This is a genomic window from Pseudomonas helleri (assembly GCF_009600315.1).
GTDB classification, from domain to species: domain Bacteria; phylum Pseudomonadota; class Gammaproteobacteria; order Pseudomonadales; family Pseudomonadaceae; genus Aquipseudomonas; species Aquipseudomonas helleri_A.
This window is the reverse complement of the sequence record NZ_WIWC01000010.1, coordinates 46,996-64,999: the sequence shown is the minus strand read 5'-3', so window position 1 is coordinate 64,999 and position 18,004 is coordinate 46,996. Positions and strand designations below refer to the sequence as shown.

The 18,004-nt window shown below is 56.7% G+C and carries 15 protein-coding genes; 5 read left to right on the top strand and 10 right to left on the bottom strand.

Annotated elements, in window-relative coordinates; all coding sequences use genetic code 11:
- Nucleotides 1-25 precede the first annotated feature (25 nt).
- Nucleotides 26-1,282, bottom strand: a complete 1,257-nt coding sequence (gene arcA / locus GHN86_RS08690; RefSeq protein ID WP_153386442.1) for an arginine deiminase — start codon at nt 1,280-1,282, stop codon at nt 26-28.
- A 34-nt stretch (nt 1,283-1,316) separates the two neighbouring features.
- On the bottom strand, nt 1,317-2,744 hold the full coding sequence (gene arcD / locus GHN86_RS08685) for an arginine-ornithine antiporter (protein ID WP_153378385.1): 1,428 nt from the start codon (nt 2,742-2,744) through the stop codon (nt 1,317-1,319).
- A gap of 455 nt (nt 2,745-3,199) precedes the next feature.
- Between arcD (GHN86_RS08685) and arcD (GHN86_RS08680) the strand changes: the two genes are divergently transcribed.
- Entirely contained in the window at nt 3,200-4,627 is a 1,428-nt protein-coding gene (arcD, locus tag GHN86_RS08680; RefSeq protein ID WP_153378386.1) for an arginine-ornithine antiporter, read from the top strand.
- Between the two features lie 55 nt (nt 4,628-4,682).
- Here arcD (GHN86_RS08680) and GHN86_RS08675 read toward each other — a convergent pair whose 3' ends face one another.
- The 7 genes from GHN86_RS08675 to gap all read right to left on the bottom strand — a co-directional run bounded on the left by GHN86_RS08675 (nt 4,683) and on the right by gap (nt 11,779).
- Nucleotides 4,683-5,141: a YbaN family protein gene (locus GHN86_RS08675; RefSeq protein ID WP_153378387.1), complete on the bottom strand. Its 459-nt coding sequence runs from the start codon at nt 5,139-5,141 to the stop codon at nt 4,683-4,685.
- A 56-nt stretch (nt 5,142-5,197) separates the two neighbouring features.
- Nucleotides 5,198-5,806, bottom strand: coding sequence for a biliverdin-producing heme oxygenase (locus GHN86_RS08670; protein ID WP_153378388.1), 609 nt, complete (start codon nt 5,804-5,806; stop codon nt 5,198-5,200).
- A gap of 111 nt (nt 5,807-5,917) precedes the next feature.
- The gene (locus GHN86_RS08665) at nt 5,918-8,515 is read right to left on the bottom strand and encodes a TonB-dependent receptor (RefSeq protein WP_153378389.1); all 2,598 of its coding nucleotides are present in this window, start codon (nt 8,513-8,515) and stop codon (nt 5,918-5,920) included.
- A gap of 130 nt (nt 8,516-8,645) precedes the next feature.
- Nucleotides 8,646-9,599 (bottom strand): FecR family protein, encoded by a 954-nt coding sequence (locus GHN86_RS08660; protein ID WP_416333490.1) that lies wholly within the window; start codon nt 9,597-9,599, stop codon nt 8,646-8,648.
- A gap of 51 nt (nt 9,600-9,650) precedes the next feature.
- Entirely contained in the window at nt 9,651-10,169 is a 519-nt protein-coding gene (locus GHN86_RS08655) for a sigma-70 family RNA polymerase sigma factor (protein ID WP_323369255.1), read from the bottom strand.
- Nucleotides 10,170-10,308: 139 nt separating this feature from the next.
- Entirely contained in the window at nt 10,309-10,773 is a 465-nt protein-coding gene (locus GHN86_RS08650; protein WP_153378391.1) for a methylglyoxal synthase, read from the bottom strand.
- A 4-nt stretch (nt 10,774-10,777) separates the two neighbouring features.
- On the bottom strand, nt 10,778-11,779 hold the full coding sequence (gene gap, locus GHN86_RS08645; protein WP_153378392.1) for a type I glyceraldehyde-3-phosphate dehydrogenase: 1,002 nt from the start codon (nt 11,777-11,779) through the stop codon (nt 10,778-10,780).
- Between the two features lie 207 nt (nt 11,780-11,986).
- On the opposite strand from gap, the gene edd reads away from it, so the two are divergent.
- The 4 genes from edd to GHN86_RS08625 all read left to right on the top strand — a co-directional run bounded on the left by edd (nt 11,987) and on the right by GHN86_RS08625 (nt 17,084).
- Nucleotides 11,987-13,813, top strand: coding sequence for a phosphogluconate dehydratase (gene edd / locus GHN86_RS08640; protein WP_153378393.1), 1,827 nt, complete (start codon nt 11,987-11,989; stop codon nt 13,811-13,813).
- Complete coding sequence (locus GHN86_RS08635) at nt 13,810-14,766, top strand: glucokinase (protein ID WP_153378394.1); 957 nt, start codon at nt 13,810-13,812, stop codon at nt 14,764-14,766. The genes edd and GHN86_RS08635 overlap by 4 nt, the downstream gene beginning before the upstream one ends.
- 130 nt (nt 14,767-14,896) lie before the next feature.
- Nucleotides 14,897-15,634 carry a response regulator gene (locus GHN86_RS08630; protein ID WP_153378395.1) on the top strand — a complete coding sequence of 246 codons (738 nt, stop codon included), beginning with the start codon at nt 14,897-14,899 and terminating at the stop codon, nt 15,632-15,634.
- Nucleotides 15,624-17,084, top strand: coding sequence for an ATP-binding protein (locus tag GHN86_RS08625; protein WP_153378396.1), 1,461 nt, complete (start codon nt 15,624-15,626; stop codon nt 17,082-17,084). The genes GHN86_RS08630 and GHN86_RS08625 overlap by 11 nt, the downstream gene beginning before the upstream one ends.
- Here the strand turns inward: GHN86_RS08625 and GHN86_RS08620 are convergent.
- Nucleotides 17,053-17,700 carry an AP2 domain-containing protein gene (locus tag GHN86_RS08620; protein WP_153378397.1) on the bottom strand — a complete coding sequence of 216 codons (648 nt, stop codon included), beginning with the start codon at nt 17,698-17,700 and terminating at the stop codon, nt 17,053-17,055. The two genes, GHN86_RS08625 and GHN86_RS08620, sit on opposite strands and share 32 nt — an antisense overlap.
- Between the last annotated feature and the right edge of the window lie 304 nt (nt 17,701-18,004).

Here is an 18,004-nt window from a genome sequence, read left to right as displayed (position 1 = left end):
CGCAAGCAATCAATAAATGAATGTATTAATAGTCAATTGGGTCGCGAATGATCGGGCAGGTCATGCAGTGACCGCCGCCACGGCCGCGTCCCAGTTCCGATGCACTGATGGTGATCACTTCTACACCGGCTTTGCGCAGCAGGGTGTTGGTGTAGGTATTGCGGTCGTAACCGATCACCACGCCAGGCTCCAGCGCCACCACGTTGTTGCCGTCGTCCCACTGCTCGCGTTCGGCGGCGAAAGCGTTGCCGCCGGTTTCGACGACGCGCAGTTTTTTCAAGCCCAGCGCCTTGCCGACCACGTCCACGAAGCTGCCTTCATCCTGAACGACGGCGATACCGCCGTTGCGGCTCTCATCGGGGTACAGGGAGAACGCAACGATTTTGTTCACGACTTCCGGGAAAATGGTCACCAGGTCGTGGTTGCAGAAGCTGAACACGGTATCCAGGTGCATCGCGGCACGGGACTTCGGCAGGCCCGCCACGATGACGCGCTCAACCGCTTTGTTTTTGAACAGGTTCTGCGCCAACTGGCCAATGGCCTGACGAGAAGTCCGTTCGCCCATACCGATCAGCACCACGCCTTTGCCGATTGGCATCACGTCGCCGCCTTCAAGGCTGGCGTTGCCGTGGTCAACGGTCGGGTCGCCGTACCAGATCTGGAAGTCGGCGTTGGTGAACTCAGGGTGGAACTTATAAATCGCCGTGGTCAGCAGGGTTTCCTGACGACGAGCTGGCCAGTACATCGGGTTCAGCGTCACGCCACCGTAGATCCAGCACGTGGTGTCACGGGTGAACTGGGTGTTGGGCAGCGGTGGCAGGATGAAGCTGGTGTGGCCCAGCACATCACGGAACATCTGGATGGTCTTGCCACCAAAGCTGTCCGGCAGGTCGTCAGCCGACACACCGCCGATCAGGTACTCAGCCGCTTTACGTGGCTCCAGGCTTTTGATCCAGGCTTTGACTTCGTTGACCAGCCCTACACCCACTTGGTTAGGGGTCACTTTGTGCTCAAGAATCCAGTCCAGCGCTTCTGGAATGGCAACGATGTCGGTCAGCAGGTTGTGCATTTCCAGCACATCAATGCCGCGCTCACGCATCTTGGTCACGAAATCGAAGTGGTCGCGCTTGGCCTGATTGACCCACAGCACGTCATCGAACAACAGTTCATCGCAGTTGCTCGGGGTCAGGCGCTGGTGAGCCAGGCCAGGGGAGCAAACCATCACTTTGCGCAGCTTGCCGGCTTCGGAATGTACGCCGTATTTCACTTTTTCCGTGGTCATTACAGTCATCCTCCAAAGTACATAAACGGGTGTGTTACAGGGTCAGGAAGCCGTCGTAGAGGCCATAGGCCGCAATGAGGGCACCTATCACGACGACGGCAAAAATCACTTTCTCGATGCTGGTGAAAACAGGTTGGCCACTTTCACGCTTGGCCTTGGCGAACAGAATGGCGCCAGGTGCGTACAGCAGGGCCGAGAGCAGCAGGTATTTCAGGCCGCCGGCATAGATCAGCCAGATGGCGTAGATCAGCGCAATACCCCCGATGATCAAGTCTTTCTTGCGTTCTGCCAGTGCGTTTTCGTAGGTCTCGGCGCGTACCGCCAGCAGGAAGCCATAGGCCGCCGACCACAGGTAAGGCACCAGGATCATCGAAGTCGCCAAGTAGATAAGCGACAGATAAGTACTGGCTGAGAACAGGGTGATGATCAGGAACAGCTGCACCATGGCGTTGGTCAGCCACAGGGCGTTGACCGGTACGTGGTTCTCGTTCTCTTTTTTCAGGAACGCCGGCATGGTGTGGTCTTTAGCGGCCGCGAACATGATCTCGGCGCACAGCAGCACCCACGACAGCAGGGCACCCAGCAGCGAGATGATCAAGCCAACACTGATCAGCACTGCACCCCAATGACCCACAACGTGCTCAAGCACGGCAGCCATCGAAGGGTTTTGCAGTTTGGCCAGTTCAGGCTGAGTCATGATGCCCAGCGACAGCACGTTCACCAGCACCAGCAAGAGCAGAACGATGATGAAGCCGATGACGGTAGCTTTACCCACATCCGAGCGTTTTTCGGCACGTGACGAGAAGATGCTCGCGCCTTCGATACCGATGAACACCCAGACGGTGACCAGCATCATGTTGCGCACCTGATTCATCACGCTGCCCAGGTCAGGGTTTTTAACGCCCCAAATGTCGCTGGTGAAGATGTCCAGCTTGAAGGCGAAGAACGCAATCAGGATGAACAGAACCAGCGGCACCACTTTGGCAATCGTGGTCAGCAGGTTGATGAACGCTGCTTCCTTGATGCCGCGCAGGACCAGAAAGTGCACGGCCCAGAGCAGGATGGACGCACCGATAATGGCCGCAGGCGTGTTGCCTTCGCCAAAGATCGGGAAGAAGTAGCCCAAGGTGCTGAACAGCAGCACGAAGTAGCCGACGTTACCCAGCCAGGCGCTGATCCAGTAACCCCAGGCCGATGAGAAACCCATGTAATCGCCAAAACCGGCCTTGGCGTAGGCATACACACCGCCGTCAAGATCGGGTTTGCGATTGGCCAGGGTCTGGAATACAAAAGCCAGGGTCAACATACCGACCGCGGTGATCGCCCAGCCGATAAGAATGGCGCCTACATCCGCACTGGCTGCCATGTTTTGGGGCAGCGAAAAGATACCGCCGCCAATCATTGAGCCGACTACCAGAGCAACCAATGCACCCAGTCGAAGTTTTCCAGGAGTATCAGACATTTGTAGTGACTCCAATCCAGGAGAGATAAGGTCTAAAAGATTAATCCGTTGTTTTTTAAGCCGGTTGACTTAGGTCAGGGCATTACGACATTCCATTGTCAGTACATCGAAGAGGGGGCGACGGGAATCGCACTTTATTATCAAGCGCACTAAAGAAGCCTGATCCAGAGGCGTGTTCAGCGAAGATTGATATTTTTACTGCCATGTTGTGGGTATTGAAGCTAGACAGTATTTCCAGATTTGCAAATGCGCTGCTCATGTTTCATCTGCCTCGCAAAAAAACTAAACCGCCTTTTACATATGAATTGTTTTTTAGGTTTCAATAGATAATGTTGCGATTAAAAAAAGCGCGCTTATTGCCCGCGGTATCAAACGAATCAGGCACGAATATATTTAGTCAGTGAACGCCTGTAGCCTGCTAAACATTAATCATCAACTTGAATTCAGAGGTGTCGATGGATCAGCAGACCCAGAAGCTTCGGCTCAATGCATTAATTGCGTTGGTGGTCGGGTCAATGATTGGCGGCGGTATTTTTTCCTTGCCGCAAAATATCGCCGAGCACGCTGCGGGTGGTGCCGTACTGATCGGTTGGGCGATTACCGCCGTGGGGATGCTGGCTCTGGCCTTTGTGTTTCAGACCCTGGCCAATCGCAAACCGGAACTGGATTCAGGTGTCTACGCCTACGCCAAGGCGGGGTTTGGCGATTACATGGGCTTTTCATCGGCCTGGGGTTACTGGATCAGTGCGTGGATGGGCAATGTCGGTTACTTCGTGCTGCTGTTCAGCACCTTGGGGTATTTCATCCCGGCATTTGGCCAAGGCAACACGCCACTGGCCATCGGGTGCGCCTCGTTGCTGCTGTGGGGGGTGCATTTTTTGGTGATGCGCGGCATCAAGGAGGCCGCTTTCATCAATCAGCTGACCACGATCGCCAAGCTGGTGCCCATCGTGATGTTTATCGTACTGGCGGGTGTCGCGTTCAAAGCCGATATCTTCACGATGGACTTTTGGGGCACACAAACCCCGGCGCTCGGCAGCGTAATGGACCAAGTGCGCAATATGATGCTGGTCACGGTGTTTGTGTTTATCGGTATCGAGGGGGCCAGCGTGTATTCGGGCCGGGCCGAGAAGCGTTCGGACGTGGGCAAGGCTACGGTTATCGGTTTTCTCGGGGTGTTGGCATTGCTGGTGATGGTCAGCGTGTTATCGCTGGGGATCATGACTCAACCCGAACTGGCCAAGCTGCAAAACCCGTCGATGGCCGGCGTACTCAAGCATGTGGTGGGTGAGTGGGGCGCGATCCTGATCAGTATCGGGCTGGCCATTTCGCTACTGGGGGCTTTGTTGTCCTGGGCGCTGCTGTGCGCTGAAATTCTCTATGCCACGGCCAGGGACAAGACCATGCCGGCGTTTCTGAAAAAGGAAAACGCCAACCATGTGCCGGTCAATGCCCTGTGGCTGACGAACGGGATGATTCAGGTTTTTCTGCTGATTACACTGGTGTCTGCCGGGACTTACACCACGCTGATCTATCTGGCGTCATCGATGATATTGGTGCCGTACTTGTGGTCGGCGGCCTATTCAGTGCTGTTGTGCGTGCGCGGTGAGACCTACGAACGGGCGAGTCGTCGGCGTATCAAGGATTTGCTGGTGGGCGCGGTGGCGCTGATTTATGCCGTATGGCTGCTATATGCGGCGGGGCCCAAGTACCTGTTGTTGTCTGCGTTGTTATACGCGCCGGGGATTTTCTTTTTCGCCAAAGCCAAGCGCGAGCAGGGGCAGGTGCTGTTCAAGCATTGGGAAAAAGTGATATTTGCCGGTGTAGTGCTGGCGGCGCTGGTGGCGGCCTATGCGCTGTATAGCGGGGCGTTGACGTTGTAGGGCAAGCCTCTGTAGCCGCTGCCGCAGGCTGCGATAAGGACCGCAGTGCCTTCGCTTAAACAGAATCCCGAGGGCCGCTGCGCAGCCCATCGCAGCCTTCGGCAGCGACTACAGGAACTGGGGTGGCCAGGCGCTCGGGGCGCGACCAGATCCACAGATTGCCCAGGCTCATGCCCGCAATGGCCAGAAATACCGGCCAGTTGTGATCAAGCACGTACAACATCACGCCTGCGCACACCAGCATGCTGATGGTGGCGCTGACTTTGGCTTTGCGCTGGATTATTTTGCCATTACGCCAGTTACACAGAATCGGGCCGAACAAACGGTGGTTTTCCAGCCATGCGCTCAGGCGCGGGGAGCTTTTGGTCGCAGCCCAGGCCGCGAGCAAAATAAATTCGGTGGTCGGCAGGCCAGGAATCACAATGGCGATCAAGCCAATGGCCAGGCTCACGTAAGCCAGCAGGCCAAACAGGACGCGGGCTATTTTCGACGAGGATTGAGTTTGGCGGGTCATAGGCTCAAGACACATGAAAGGACGCCCGGCCAACAAACGCTGGCCGGGCAACAAGCTTAAGCCAGTTCGGGTTGCTCTGCGTAAGTCTGTTCAAGCAGGAAGGTGAAGCGGCTGAATGCATCGTTGGCCGCTTGCTCCAGCTCGGCATCTTCCTCAGGGGTGAGTTCGATGCTGTCGAGCATTTCGATAAAGCTCTTCCAGTTGCGGCCACGGCCTTCGGCCGGTTCGCCCATGTGGCGGGCACCGTGGGTTTCGCTCAGGCCCAGCAGGCGGGCTTGCTTGATCAGCACGCCAGCGCCCAGTTTCGAACCTTCTGAAACAAATACCCAGCCCAGCGCTTGAGCCTTGCTCGGGTTTTTCACCGCACCTGGTACCGGAGCCGGCAGTTTAACGCCCAGATCGATCAGGTCAGCCTTGATCTGCTCGGCGCGGCAACGCTCAGGCAGGTTGGGGATGTGCTGGGTCAAACGCGGATCTGTGTGCAACGGTGCCAGTTCAGTCAGGAACAGGTACTGAGCGGTCGCGAAATGGATGTAGTTTTCGAGACTGCCAAAGGGGTCACGGCCCATTACCTTTTCGCCCAGCGTGTCGTGAGTCTCACGGGTGGCGAGGGTCAGACGCTTGGAGCGCTCGGATGGACGCGGTGCGGAATCAGGAGTAGTCATGCAATGTCCTCAAGGATGAGATGCGCTTTGTAACTAGACGAACAAGAAGACGTCTCACAGTAAAAAATCCTCACTGCGCAGCATGAAAGACTACGCAGCGAGGTATCTGGATCAGATGTCCCAGACCAGATTCACCGAGAAGTTACGACCCGGTGCGGTCAGGCGGTCCATGTTGGCCGGGTTCAGCACGCCGGCTTCACCCACGCTGTCGTAGCCGCGAACGTCATCCCAGTTCCAGTATTTCTTGTCGGTCAGGTTGTACAGACCGGCATTGACGGTGACGTCCTTGGTGACTTTGTAGAAACCGGTCAGGTCGACGACGCCATAGCCCGGAGACTTGAATTGCGTGCTGGTGCCATCCGGGGAGAAGAAGTTGCTGTCATCCACTTGATCCTTGCGCTTAACCAAGGTCCAGCTCACCAGGGCGCCATAATTCTGTTGCTCGTAGCCCAGGCCCATCACGGCGGTCAGCGGGTTGACGCTGTTGATCGGCTGGCCCGTGTCGTTGTTGCGACCGTGGGCATAAGCCACCGAACCCCGGGTGTACAGACCCTGCGGCGCACCGAAGGCATCCAGATTCAGCTGACCTTTGACTTCAGCACCCTTGATGGTGGCGTGCTTGATGTTGTTGCTCTGGAACGCCAGCTCGTTGTAACCGGGGGTGATGGCGTCTTCGTTGATGAAATCGCGGTATTTGTTATAGAAAATCGCCAGATCGAAGGAACCCGCATCAAACTTTCCGCGCAGGCCAGTTTCGTAGCTTTTGCTTTTTTCCGGCTCAAGGTCCGGGTTCGGCTCGACGGTATAACCGGCTTCAAGGTTTTCAAAGCGACCATACAACGCCTTGGCAGTCGGGGTGCGGAAGCCTTCTGCGTATTGGCCATACCAGGTGTAGTTATCGTTGAACTCATACGTCACGCCAAACTTGGGCGACAGGCGATGCCAGACCTTGTCATCATCGTTCACGGTGCCTTTCTGGTCGGCGTTTACCGTATTGAGGAACTCCTGGGTGATGTGCGGTGTGAGCTTGGTGTAGTCGTAACGCAAGCTCGGCATGAAGGTCCAGTTGTTCCAGCTGATTTGGTCCTGAGCAAACAGGCTGTAGGTATTGATGGTCGGATCCGGGAAGTCGCTGGACTTGACCAGGTAGTCTTTAGGGCTGTCGGCACCGACTGCCGTGCATCCCGAGCCAACGGCCAGGCAAGTGCCCGCACCGCTGCGCGAGCCGGTAACTTTCTGGTGTTTGACAGTGGCACCGTAGGTCAACAGGTGATCGGTGTCGCCAATGTGGAAAGCTTTGTCCGCCTGTGCGTCCAGCACCCACATTTTTTCTTCATAAGTGGTGTTGCGTGAGCGCATCACATGACGGCTGTAGGGGAAGTAATCCTCCAGCGTGTCCTGATCGGTCTTGGCGATCTGATAGTTCAGGTTCCACTTGAAGTGATCGGCCAGCGCAGTGTCGAGCAGCATGCTGTTTTGGAGCCCGAAACGCTCGCGGCTGATGGTGTCCTTGCCGGTGCGCGACAGGTACATGCCGAGCGGTTTGCCTGCGTTGAACGGGCCGCCGACCGCACTTTTTTCATTGACCGAAACGCGGTCCTTGTATTTCTCGTAAGTGAAGGCCAGGCGGTCATCATCGTTGTAGTTCCAGCCTGCCTTGGCCAGCACGTTGGTGGTTTTGATGTCTGCCGGGTTGGCCGCAGTCCGGGACAAGCCGGTGCCGCCGTGATCGCCATAGGATTCGGTTTCGTGACCCTCGCGCTGGCTCAGGTGCAGCAAACCGTCGAATTCGCCGCTACGGCCAGCCACAGTGCCGGATTTCAGCCAGCTGCGATCAGCGGAGCTGTAACCGGCCTTCAGGCGGGCGCCGACGTCCTTGCCCGGCTTGATGATGTCATCCGGGTCGAGGGTGAAATAGCTGACTGCGCCGCCAATGGCGTTGCTGCCGTACAGCGCCGAGGCCGGACCACGCAAAATCTCGACACGTTTGATGATTTCCGGGTCGACGTAGTTACGCTGGGTTTTGGCGTAAGGGCCGTTGAAGAACGAGTTGGGGATTTCGACGCCATCGATCTGGGTCAGAATCCGGTCGCCATCGATGCCGCGGATGTTGTAGTTGCTGATCCCGCCGCGCTGGCCGGCGCCGCCTACCGACACACCCGGCTCATAACGCACCAGATCCTTGATGGTATTGACGTTGCGGCGGTCGAGGTCTTGACGGTCTTGTACGGTAACCGTACTGGGAACGGAGTTGACGTCCTGTTCCTGACGCGTGGCGCTGATGGTCATTTGTTGCAGGGCCAGCGTGCCACTGGTGCCGCTGCGCTTTTCGAGCACGATATTGTTGTTGCTCAGTTTGCGATAGCCCAGATTGGTGCCTGTCAACAAACGGTCCAGCGCTTTCTCGGCGGAGAGCGAGCCGCGAACACCCGGAGAAGACACATCCTGTGCCAGCTCGGCTGGCAGGCCGACCTGCCAACCCGTCACGGCGGTGAAGTCATTGAGGGCCGAGGCGAGGGGTTGCTGGGATATTGCGAATTTGTAATTGCCCACGGAGCTGCTGGCGGGCGGCGTGTCGGTCGCGGCGATGGCCGGAACCGCTTGTACACCGGCCAAAAGTACGGCGACGGTCAACAACGACAACGTGCACTGCTGCAACCCGCCTGTGCGGGCGTTGGAGGTGGACCGGCTGTTGAAACGTGTGGGCATTGATAGCGCTCCGTGGTGAACGACTCTTATAGTTGCGAAGCTGACTCAAAATGCGAATCAGTTGCATTGACTACTACGAGACGTATGACCTTAGGCTATCGCGTAAAAAAAGATGCGTTCCAATGAACTTTTAATTGAGGATCACCAGAGACGCGAATTCCGAGACGCTGCTGGAGGTGATATTGGCGAGTGAGCGAATGATGTCCAGTGGCTGATCAAGCCGGTAATTACCGGTGACAGCGACACTGGCCAGCTTCTCATTGTTGTTGATGATCCAGCCTGGGTAATAGCGGCGCACTTCATCAAGCACTTTGCCCATCGGGCAGTTTTCAAACACCAGGCGGCCCTGAACCCAGGCCAGGTCCGTTTGTGGGTTCAGCAGGGTGGTCTTGCTGAATCCGTTTGGGCCAATGCTCACACTGTTACCCGCCGACAAGCGCATCTGAGTGCCGACACTGCTCACTTGTAATTCCACATTGCCCCGTTGCACCCGTACCTGTGCCTCGCCATTGAGGTAGCTCACGGCGAAATCGGTATCGCGCACGCTGACGCGCACCGGGCCGGCGTCGAGTTGCAGCGCAAACTCAAGATTGGCCGGCACCTCAAAAAAAGCCTCACCCTGATACAGGCGTGCGCTGGCCTGTGCGTTTACGACTTTGCTGGAGAATGCCGAGTTGGTGTTGAGCAGCACCTTGGAACCGTCATCGAGTTGCAGACGCTGGCGCTCTCCGACCACGGTCAAATGATCCGCCTGGATGCGCATCGGCACATTGCTGTAGGCGCCCACCGTCAACACCAGCACGGCAGCTGCGGCCACGTGTTTCCAATGCCGGCTGATGCGACGTAATCGGCCAGGCGTGCGGCGGGTGTGCAGGGTGTGTGCGGCGGTGACAACAGACTGTCCGTTCCAGATGGCGCTGGCTTTAGCGAATGCTTGAGCATGCGCAGGATCTGCATTCCGCCAGGCCTCGAAAGCGATTTTTTGTTCATCGCTTGCGCACTCAAGGGTGATCAGCCAGTCCAGAGCCTGATCCATGGCGCTGTCTTGCAGCACGTCTTGAGCAGATTTTTGGTTATCCGTCACGGGTGTTCCTTGGCAGTCTCAGAACTTTCTTACAAGCATCGGCTGTGCAGATTAAGGCCGATTGAGTCTGTCGGCTACCCCGATGCAGATTGCCATTATCAATTTGAGTTCCTTTTGAACGGTGCTCAAGGAGACATTCAGCTCATCGGCAATCTCTTGATAACTGCAACCGTGCAGGCGGCTAAGGATGAAAATCCGTTGTTGGCGCGCCGTTAACTGGCTCAAGCTCACACTCAAACGCTCCAGTAATTGCGCGGCTTGATGGGCTTCTTCGGGAGTACTGAGGGGGGAGGGAACCCCTTCCATAATCTCCAGTGGCACGTCTTCGACGACCGTGCGCGATTGAATGCGGCGAGCGCGCAGATGGTCGAGTGCCAGGTTGCGGGCGGTCTGGAAGACAAACGGCTCAAGGTGCTCAACGGTGCGGTCGTTGATGGCACGGGCGACGCGCAAGTAAGTCTCCTGCAACAAGTCCTCGGCGGTACTGTGGTTATTCACCATCCGCTGTAACGTGCGCAGCAAACTTTCTCGCTGAGTTAGGAAGACTTGATTGAAGTGGGACTGACTCACTGTACTACCCGACCAATTTTGAGCGAATGATAATGCTTATCATCTGTACTGTTGGTCAAGTGATGTTTTGCAATGAGGGCAATAACCTCAGGATTGCCACCTTTGTAGCCGCTGCCTGCGGCAGCTGCTACGCCAAGGATTACAACCGGCCCTTCAAATACGCGTTGTAGTCAGGGACGCGGTGCTCATGGGGTTGGCTCATCAACGGACTGCTGATCAAGTAGTCAGCGCTGCATTCGTTGCACGCCACGGGAATGTTCCACACAGCGGCAACCCGCAGCAACGCTTTGATGTCCGGGTCGTGCGGTTGTGGCTCGAAGGGGTCCCAGAAGAACACCAGCATATCCACCCGTTGCTCGGCGATACGTGCACCGACTTGCTGATCGCCGCCCAAAGGGCCACTGATCATGCTTTCAATCGGCAAGCCCAGACGCTGACTCAACAACAAGCCCGTGGTGCCCGTTGCGCACAGGTCATGCTGGCTGAGCGCGGTTTTGTTGCGCTCAGCCCAGTCCAGCAAAAAGCCCTTACAGTTATCGTGGGCCACCAGGGCGATACGCTTGCGCGTCGCCAGGGTGGCCGTCGTGAAACTGATGCCGATCATCGCGTCACTCCGCGTTGTGCAGCGCCAGGCAGTTGTCGAGCATGCGGTTGGAGAAGCCCCACTCATTGTCATACCACGCCAGCACTTTCAGCAGCTTGCCGCTGACTTTGGTGTGATTGGCATCAAAAATCGACGAAAGCGGGTTGTGGTTGAAGTCGCTCGATACCAGCGGCAGGGTGTTGTAACCCAGTACTTTCGAGTGTTGGCTGGCTTCTTTGAACACTGCATTGACTTCAGCGGCGGTGGCTTCGCGCTTGAGTTCAATGGTCAGGTCTACCAGTGACACGTTGATCACCGGAACGCGCACCGCCATCCCGGTCAACTTGCCTGCCAGCTCAGGCAACACCAGACCTACCGCTTCAGCGGCACCGGTTTTGCTCGGGATCATGTTCTGAGTGGCCGAGCGAGCGCGGTAGGGATCGCTGTGGTACACGTCGGTCAGGTTCTGATCGTTGGTGTAGGCGTGGATGGTGGTCATCAGGCCGTTGGCAATGCCGAACTCGCGGTTGATGATTTGCGCAACCGGCGCCAGGCAGTTGGTGGTGCAGGATGCATTGGAAATAATTTGATGAGATTGGCGCAGAATGTCGTGGTTAACGCCATAGACCACGGTCGCATCGGCATTTTTACCCGGTGCAGAGATAATGACCTTACGGGCACCGGCAGTAATATGCGCTTCGGCCTTGCTGCGTTCAGTGAACAGACCGGTGCATTCAAATACCACGTCGACCTTCAGCGCGGCCCATGGCAATTCAGCCGGGTTGCGGGTGGCGCTGACTGCAATGCGATCACCGTTGACGGTCAGGCTTTCCTGATCGTGCTCTACGGTCGCGTCGAAAGTGCCATGAACAGTGTCGTACTTGAGCAAATGAGCGTTAATCGAGCTGTCACCCAGATCGTTGATTGCGACGATCTGCAAGTCTTGACGGTAGCCTTGGGTATACAGTGCACGCAGGACGTTGCGGCCGATACGGCCAAAACCATTGATTGCGATTCTTAAAGTCATGGGAAGCGCCTGCCTCGATTTGTTGTTGGAATTACAAGATTATTCTCATAAAAATAGAAAACAAGCCATTTAAGTGGCAATATTTTGTTTTATCTACAACGAGTGACCTGAATCAACGGGTCCGAATGATTGAATCGGCGTCTCTGCGCCCTCGGTCAGCATAGGACACGTACAGGTCGCCACATCCGTTAGCCTGGAGTTCAACACATGCATCCCCGCGTTCTTGAAGTCACCGAGCGTCTTATTGCCCGCAGCCGAGCGACCCGCGAGGCGTATCTGGCGCTGATTCGCGGCGCTGCCAGCGACGGTCCGCAACGCGGCAAGCTGCAATGTGCCAACTTCGCTCACGGCGTAGCCGGGTGTGGTACGGATGATAAAAACAACCTGCGCCTGATGAACGCGGCCAACGTGGCAATTGTTTCGTCATATAACGACATGCTCTCGGCGCATCAGCCCTACGAACATTTCCCTGAGCAAATCAAACAAGCGCTGCGTGAAATGGGTTCAGTGGGGCAATTTGCCGGTGGCACCCCGGCCATGTGCGATGGCGTGACCCAAGGCGAGGCGGGCATGGAGCTGAGCCTGCTGAGTCGCGAAGTGATTGCGCTGTCAACGGCGGTGGCGCTGTCGCACAACATGTTCGATGCCGCGATGATGCTGGGCATTTGCGACAAAATTGTGCCGGGCCTGATGATTGGCGCGCTGCGCTTTGGCCATCTGCCGACCATCTTTGTACCGGGCGGGCCGATGCCGTCGGGCATTTCCAACAAGGAAAAAGCCGACGTTCGCCAACGCTACGCCGAAGGCAAAGCCAGCCGCGAAGAGCTGCTTGAGTCGGAGATGAAGTCTTACCACAGCCCTGGCACCTGCACTTTTTACGGTACGGCCAATACCAATCAGTTGCTGATGGAAGTCATGGGGCTGCACTTGCCGGGCGCTTCTTTCGTCAACCCCTACACACCGTTGCGCGATGCGCTGACCCGTGAAGCGGCCCACCAGATCACCCGCCTGACCAAACAAAGTGGCAACTTCATGCCGTTGGGCGAGATCGTTGACGAACGCTCGCTGGTTAACTCCATTGTGGCGCTGCACGCAACCGGCGGCTCGACCAACCACACCCTGCACATGCCGGCCATTGCCATGGCGGCGGGTATCCAGCTCACCTGGCAAGACATGGCCGACCTGTCCGAAGTCGTGCCGACCCTGTCCCATGTGTATCCAAACGGTAAAGCCGATATCAACCACTTCCAGGCCGCAGGCGGTATGGCGTTCCTGATTCGTGAGCTGCTCGAAGCGGGCTTGCTGCACGAGAACGTCAACACCGTGGCCGGTTTTGGCCTGAGCCGTTACACCCGCGAACCCTTCCTCGTGGATGGCGAGCTGGTATGGCGTGACGGTCCGATTGAGAGCCTCGATGAGTCGATCCTGCGTCCGGTGGCGCGTGCGTTCTCCTCTGAAGGCGGCTTGCGGGTGATGGAAGGCAATCTGGGGCGCGGCGTGATGAAAGTCTCGGCCGTTGCGCTTGAGCATCAAATTGTTGAAGCCCCGGCACGGGTGTTCCAGGACCAGCAAGAACTGGCAGACGCATTCAAAGCCGGTGAACTTGAGCACGATTTTGTCGCCGTCATGCGCTTTCAGGGGCCGCGCTCCAATGGCATGCCAGAGCTGCACAAGATGACGCCGTTTCTCGGCGTGTTGCAGGACCGGGGCTTTAAAGTGGCGCTCATTACTGACGGGCGCATGTCCGGCGCGTCGGGAAAAATTCCGGCGGCCATCCATGTCAGCCCGGAAGCGGCGGTGGGCGGCGCGCTGGCGCGGGTGCGTGATGGCGATATGATCCGTGTGGACGGGGTAAAAGGGACGTTGCAACTGTTGGTGGATGAGGCAGAATTCGCCGCACGTACCCCGGCAGTCGGCACCTTAAGCAATGCGGTCGGCACGGGACGCGAGCTGTTTGCGTTCATGCGTCAGGCCTTCAGTTCGGCCGAGCAGGGCGCGAGTACCTTTACCTCGTCTCTGGAAACCTTGAAATGAAACTCGCACTGGTCGGTGATATAGGCGGTACCAACGCTCGCTTTGCTTTATGGGAAAACGACCAGTTGCATTCGGTTCAGGTTCTGGCCACGGCAGATTTCGCCTGTCCTGAAGACGCCATCAGGCTTTATCTGAGCAGCCTCGACCTTGCGCCGGGCGCGCTCGGTTCTGTCTGCCTGTCTGTGGCCGGGCCGGTCAGCGGCGACGAGTTTCGCTTCACTAACAACCATTGGCGCTTGAGTCGTGCGGCGTTTTGCCGTGAATTGCAGGTCGACAACTTGCTGCTGATCAATGACTTCAGCGCGATGGCGTTAGGCATGACGCGCTTGCAACCTGACGACGTGCGCCAAGTGTGCCCCGGCACACCCGAGCCGGGGCGACCTGCGGTAGTGGTCGGGCCCGGAACCGGGTTGGGTGTGGGCACTTTACTGTGTCTGGGCGAAGGCCAGTTCATGGCGCTTCCAGGGGAGGGCGGTCACGTTGACCTGCCCATGAGCACCCCGCGTGAAGTGCAACTGTGGCGGCACATCTACGCTGAAATCGGCCATGTCAGTGCCGAGTCCATCCTGAGTGGTAGCGGCTTGCCACGCGTATACCGTGCAATTTGCGCCCTCGATGGCCATGAGCCCGTATTGGAAACTGACCGCGCGATTACGGCGGCCGCATTGGCCGGTGATCCGGTGGCATTGCAAGTACTGGAACATTTCAGTTGCTGGTTGGGCCGTGTGGCGGGTAACAACGTACTGACGGTCGGTGGTCGGGGCGGGGTGTACATCGTGGGCGGGGTCATCCCGCGCTTTGCCGATATTTTCCTCGCCAGCGGTTTTGCCCGCAGTTTTGCTGACAAGGGCTGCATGAGTGATTACCTCAAGGGTATTCCGGTATGGCTGGTCACAGCGCCGTACTCCGGCCTGATGGGTGCGGGTGTAGCGTTGCAGCAGGCGTTTGCTTGAAAAGCGCCTCAGTTGGCCCCCTTGACCGAGGGAGAGGGGGCTGACTTTTGATGTTGTTGAGTCTGTATGGAGACAGTTGTAGGGCCAGGGAGCTAGCTGCGGTACATCCATAACAATAAGGAACACCACTATGAGTGCACACGGCAAATCCATTTTGCTGGTCGATGATGATCAGGACATTCGAGAACTGCTTGATCAATACCTCAGTCGTGCCGGTTTTGTGGTGCATACCGTAGGCGACGGCGCGGGTTTTCGTCAGGCGCTCGAACAAATTCCCTGTGATTTGCTGATCCTTGATGTGATGTTGCCCGACGAAGACGGGTTTAGCCTGTGTCGCTGGGTACGCCAGCACGCGCGCTTTGCCCAGACCCCCATCATCATGCTGACCGCCAGTTCCGACGAAGCTGACAGAGTCATCGGCCTTGAGTTGGGCGCGGACGACTACTTGGGTAAACCTTTCAGTCCTCGTGAACTTCAGGCGCGCATCAAAGCGTTATTGCGCCGTGCGCAATTTGCCAGCGCAGGAGTGCCGGCGGGAAGCGAGATCCTGACGTTTGACGAGTGGCGTCTAAACACCGTGACCCACCGGCTGTTTCATGCCGATGGCGAAGAAGTCATCCTGTCCGGGGCTGACTTTGCATTGCTCAAGCTATTTCTGGATCACCCGCAACAGATCCTTGATCGCGACACGATCGGCAATGCCACCCGTGGCCGCGAGCTGATGCCGCTGGATCGTATCATCGACATGGCTGTCAGCCGTTTGCGCCAACGTCTGCGTGATACCGACAAGCCGCCTCGATTGATTCGTACCGTTCGCGGCAGTGGTTACCAACTAGCGGCGCAGGTCTCAGCTGTTCATGGCCTTTAAATGCTTGCCTAAAGTGCGAGTGCCGCGTTCGTTACTGGGGCGAATGTTGCTGCTGACGTTACTGGCCATTGTGATAGCGCAAACCTTGTCGAGCGCTATCTGGTTGTCACAGTTGCGCACCACACAACTGGAAGGGCTGGTAACCAGCGCCCGCAGCCTCGCGCGTTCCATGACCGCCACCGTGACTTACCTGCGCTCATTACCTTTGGCTTATCGCCCGCTGGTACTGGATCAAATGCGCAGCATGGGCGGCACACGTTTCTTTGTGAGCCTCAATGACAAGCCATTGGGGATGCCGACGTTGCCCCTCACTGCCCGAAAAAAAGCGGCATTGGACGCGGTGGATCAAGTACTCCGTCAATCCCTGGGCCCTGATGCGGACGTGTCAGTGAAATTTGTCAGCCCTCATGATTTACGTATCTTCAACGCGGGTCTCAAGCTTGAGGAACTGCCGCGTTCCTGGGCTCACTTTGCCCTGACACTTGAACCGGTCAACCCGCCGGTATTGGTCACGCAAATCCAGATGGCGCCGGGTGAGTGGCTGTACATTGCCTCCTTGCTACCCGAGCCTTACACCAGCCTTGAAGAAGAAGGGTTGCCAGCGTTGCAGGTCTGGTTCATCGCGCTGAGCAGTATCTTCCTGTTGCTTTTTATCGGTTTGCTGGTGCATTGGCAGAGTCGTCCGCTCAAGCGTCTGGCGCGGGCGGCACGGGATATGTCGCTGGGGGAGGATGAGTTCAAACCGGTTGAAACAGGCGGCGGCAGTGAAGTTGTCGAAGTGGGACGCGCGTTTAACACCATGCGTGCCCGCATCAGCCGTTATTTGACCGAGCGCAGCCAACTGTTCAGTGCTATTTCCCATGACTTGCGTACGCCCATCACCCGCTTGCGACTGCGGGTGGAGCTGCTCGAGGACGAGCAGGTGCAGCACAAGTTCGGTCGCGATCTGGATGAGCTTGAAATGCTGGTCAAAGGCGCGCTGCAATGCGTGAAGGACACCGACATTCATGAAAACATCGAACCCGTCGACCTCAATGTGTTGCTCGACTGTTTGATCGAGCCTTATCTGCTCCCCCAGGGAAATGGCCGTGTAACCTTGCGCGGCAAAGCGTTGAGGCCTTACGCAGGCAAGCCGTTGGCTTTGCGTCGCTGCATGGGCAACTTGATCGACAATGCCCTCAAGTACGGCCAAAACGCCCATTTGCGCATCGAAGATAACCACAACGCTTTTATGCTGATTGTTGATGACGAAGGCCCTGGCGTCCCTGAACAGCGACTTGAGCAAGTGTTTGAGCCGCACTTCAGGCTTTCGGGAAACCAGCAGGGTTATGGTTTGGGGCTCGGTATCGCGCGCAGTATCGCGCACAGTCACGGTGGCGAAGTCAGTTTGCAAAACCTGAGTGTCGGCGGTCTGCGCGTTACTTTAAGTATGCCGCGAAATGCCGATTGATAGACTCGCGGGCTTGCTCGGCACTGATTGGCAGTACAGGCTCCAGATTAGGGTTGGGTGCATGTTCAGAGGCAGGGTTTAATGTGGAATTTTTATCCATTGCGGCTTTGATTCGTTTTTCGCGGACGCAGCGGCTGGTTTGGCTGAAGTGCTGCTGTAGTTTTTCCATGGCAACGTCATAAGGCTCATTGCAGAGTGTCAGTTGCCGCTCGCGCTCTTGCAGCGCCAATTGCAATGCGCCCTCATTGCCATAACGATCAATACGAAAGCTTTTGCTCAGGTTGTAACCATGGATCCGCGTCGTAGCTCGCCAGTAATCCACGTGGTTGGATTGCACGCGATACACGCCCGGATGGCCGCTGGTGTTGTTAGGCATCACCCGCTGACGGGTTTCATAGGTAAACACCTGTGGCATTTTTAAGACCAGTAGGTTGCGCACACTTTCTGCGGCCTCCAAAGCGGCATATTCGTTTATATAGTCGGCGAAGTTGAAAATTTGCGTGTGCTGTTTACCTGCGCGCCGAATATCGATTTTCCAGGCGTAGGGTCGACCGTCTTCACCCTTGAGCGGGTAAATAAAGCAGTGATTGCGGTGGGTGGAATTACGCTTTTGCATGGTCAGCATCTCCTGATGAATGTCGGCTTCCGTTCATTTCTTCGTGTCGATGACTAGCAGACTCGCTTAAGTTATTTGCCAGTACAACGTGGGAAAACGACTTCGGGATGCGTCCTACAGGCAACCCGGAAAATGCTTTATTTCAAAGTAGGATCCTCTTTAGTGGGGTGTCAGGAGCGAGTAGTTGTTTTTATTGATAAAAATCCAAATCATTTTTGACTGTCACTGATTAGTGACATTTGTGCGTCTCTTCGTTACGTGAGTAGGCTTGGCGATGGATACACTCATTACAAGCGCAAGCAAA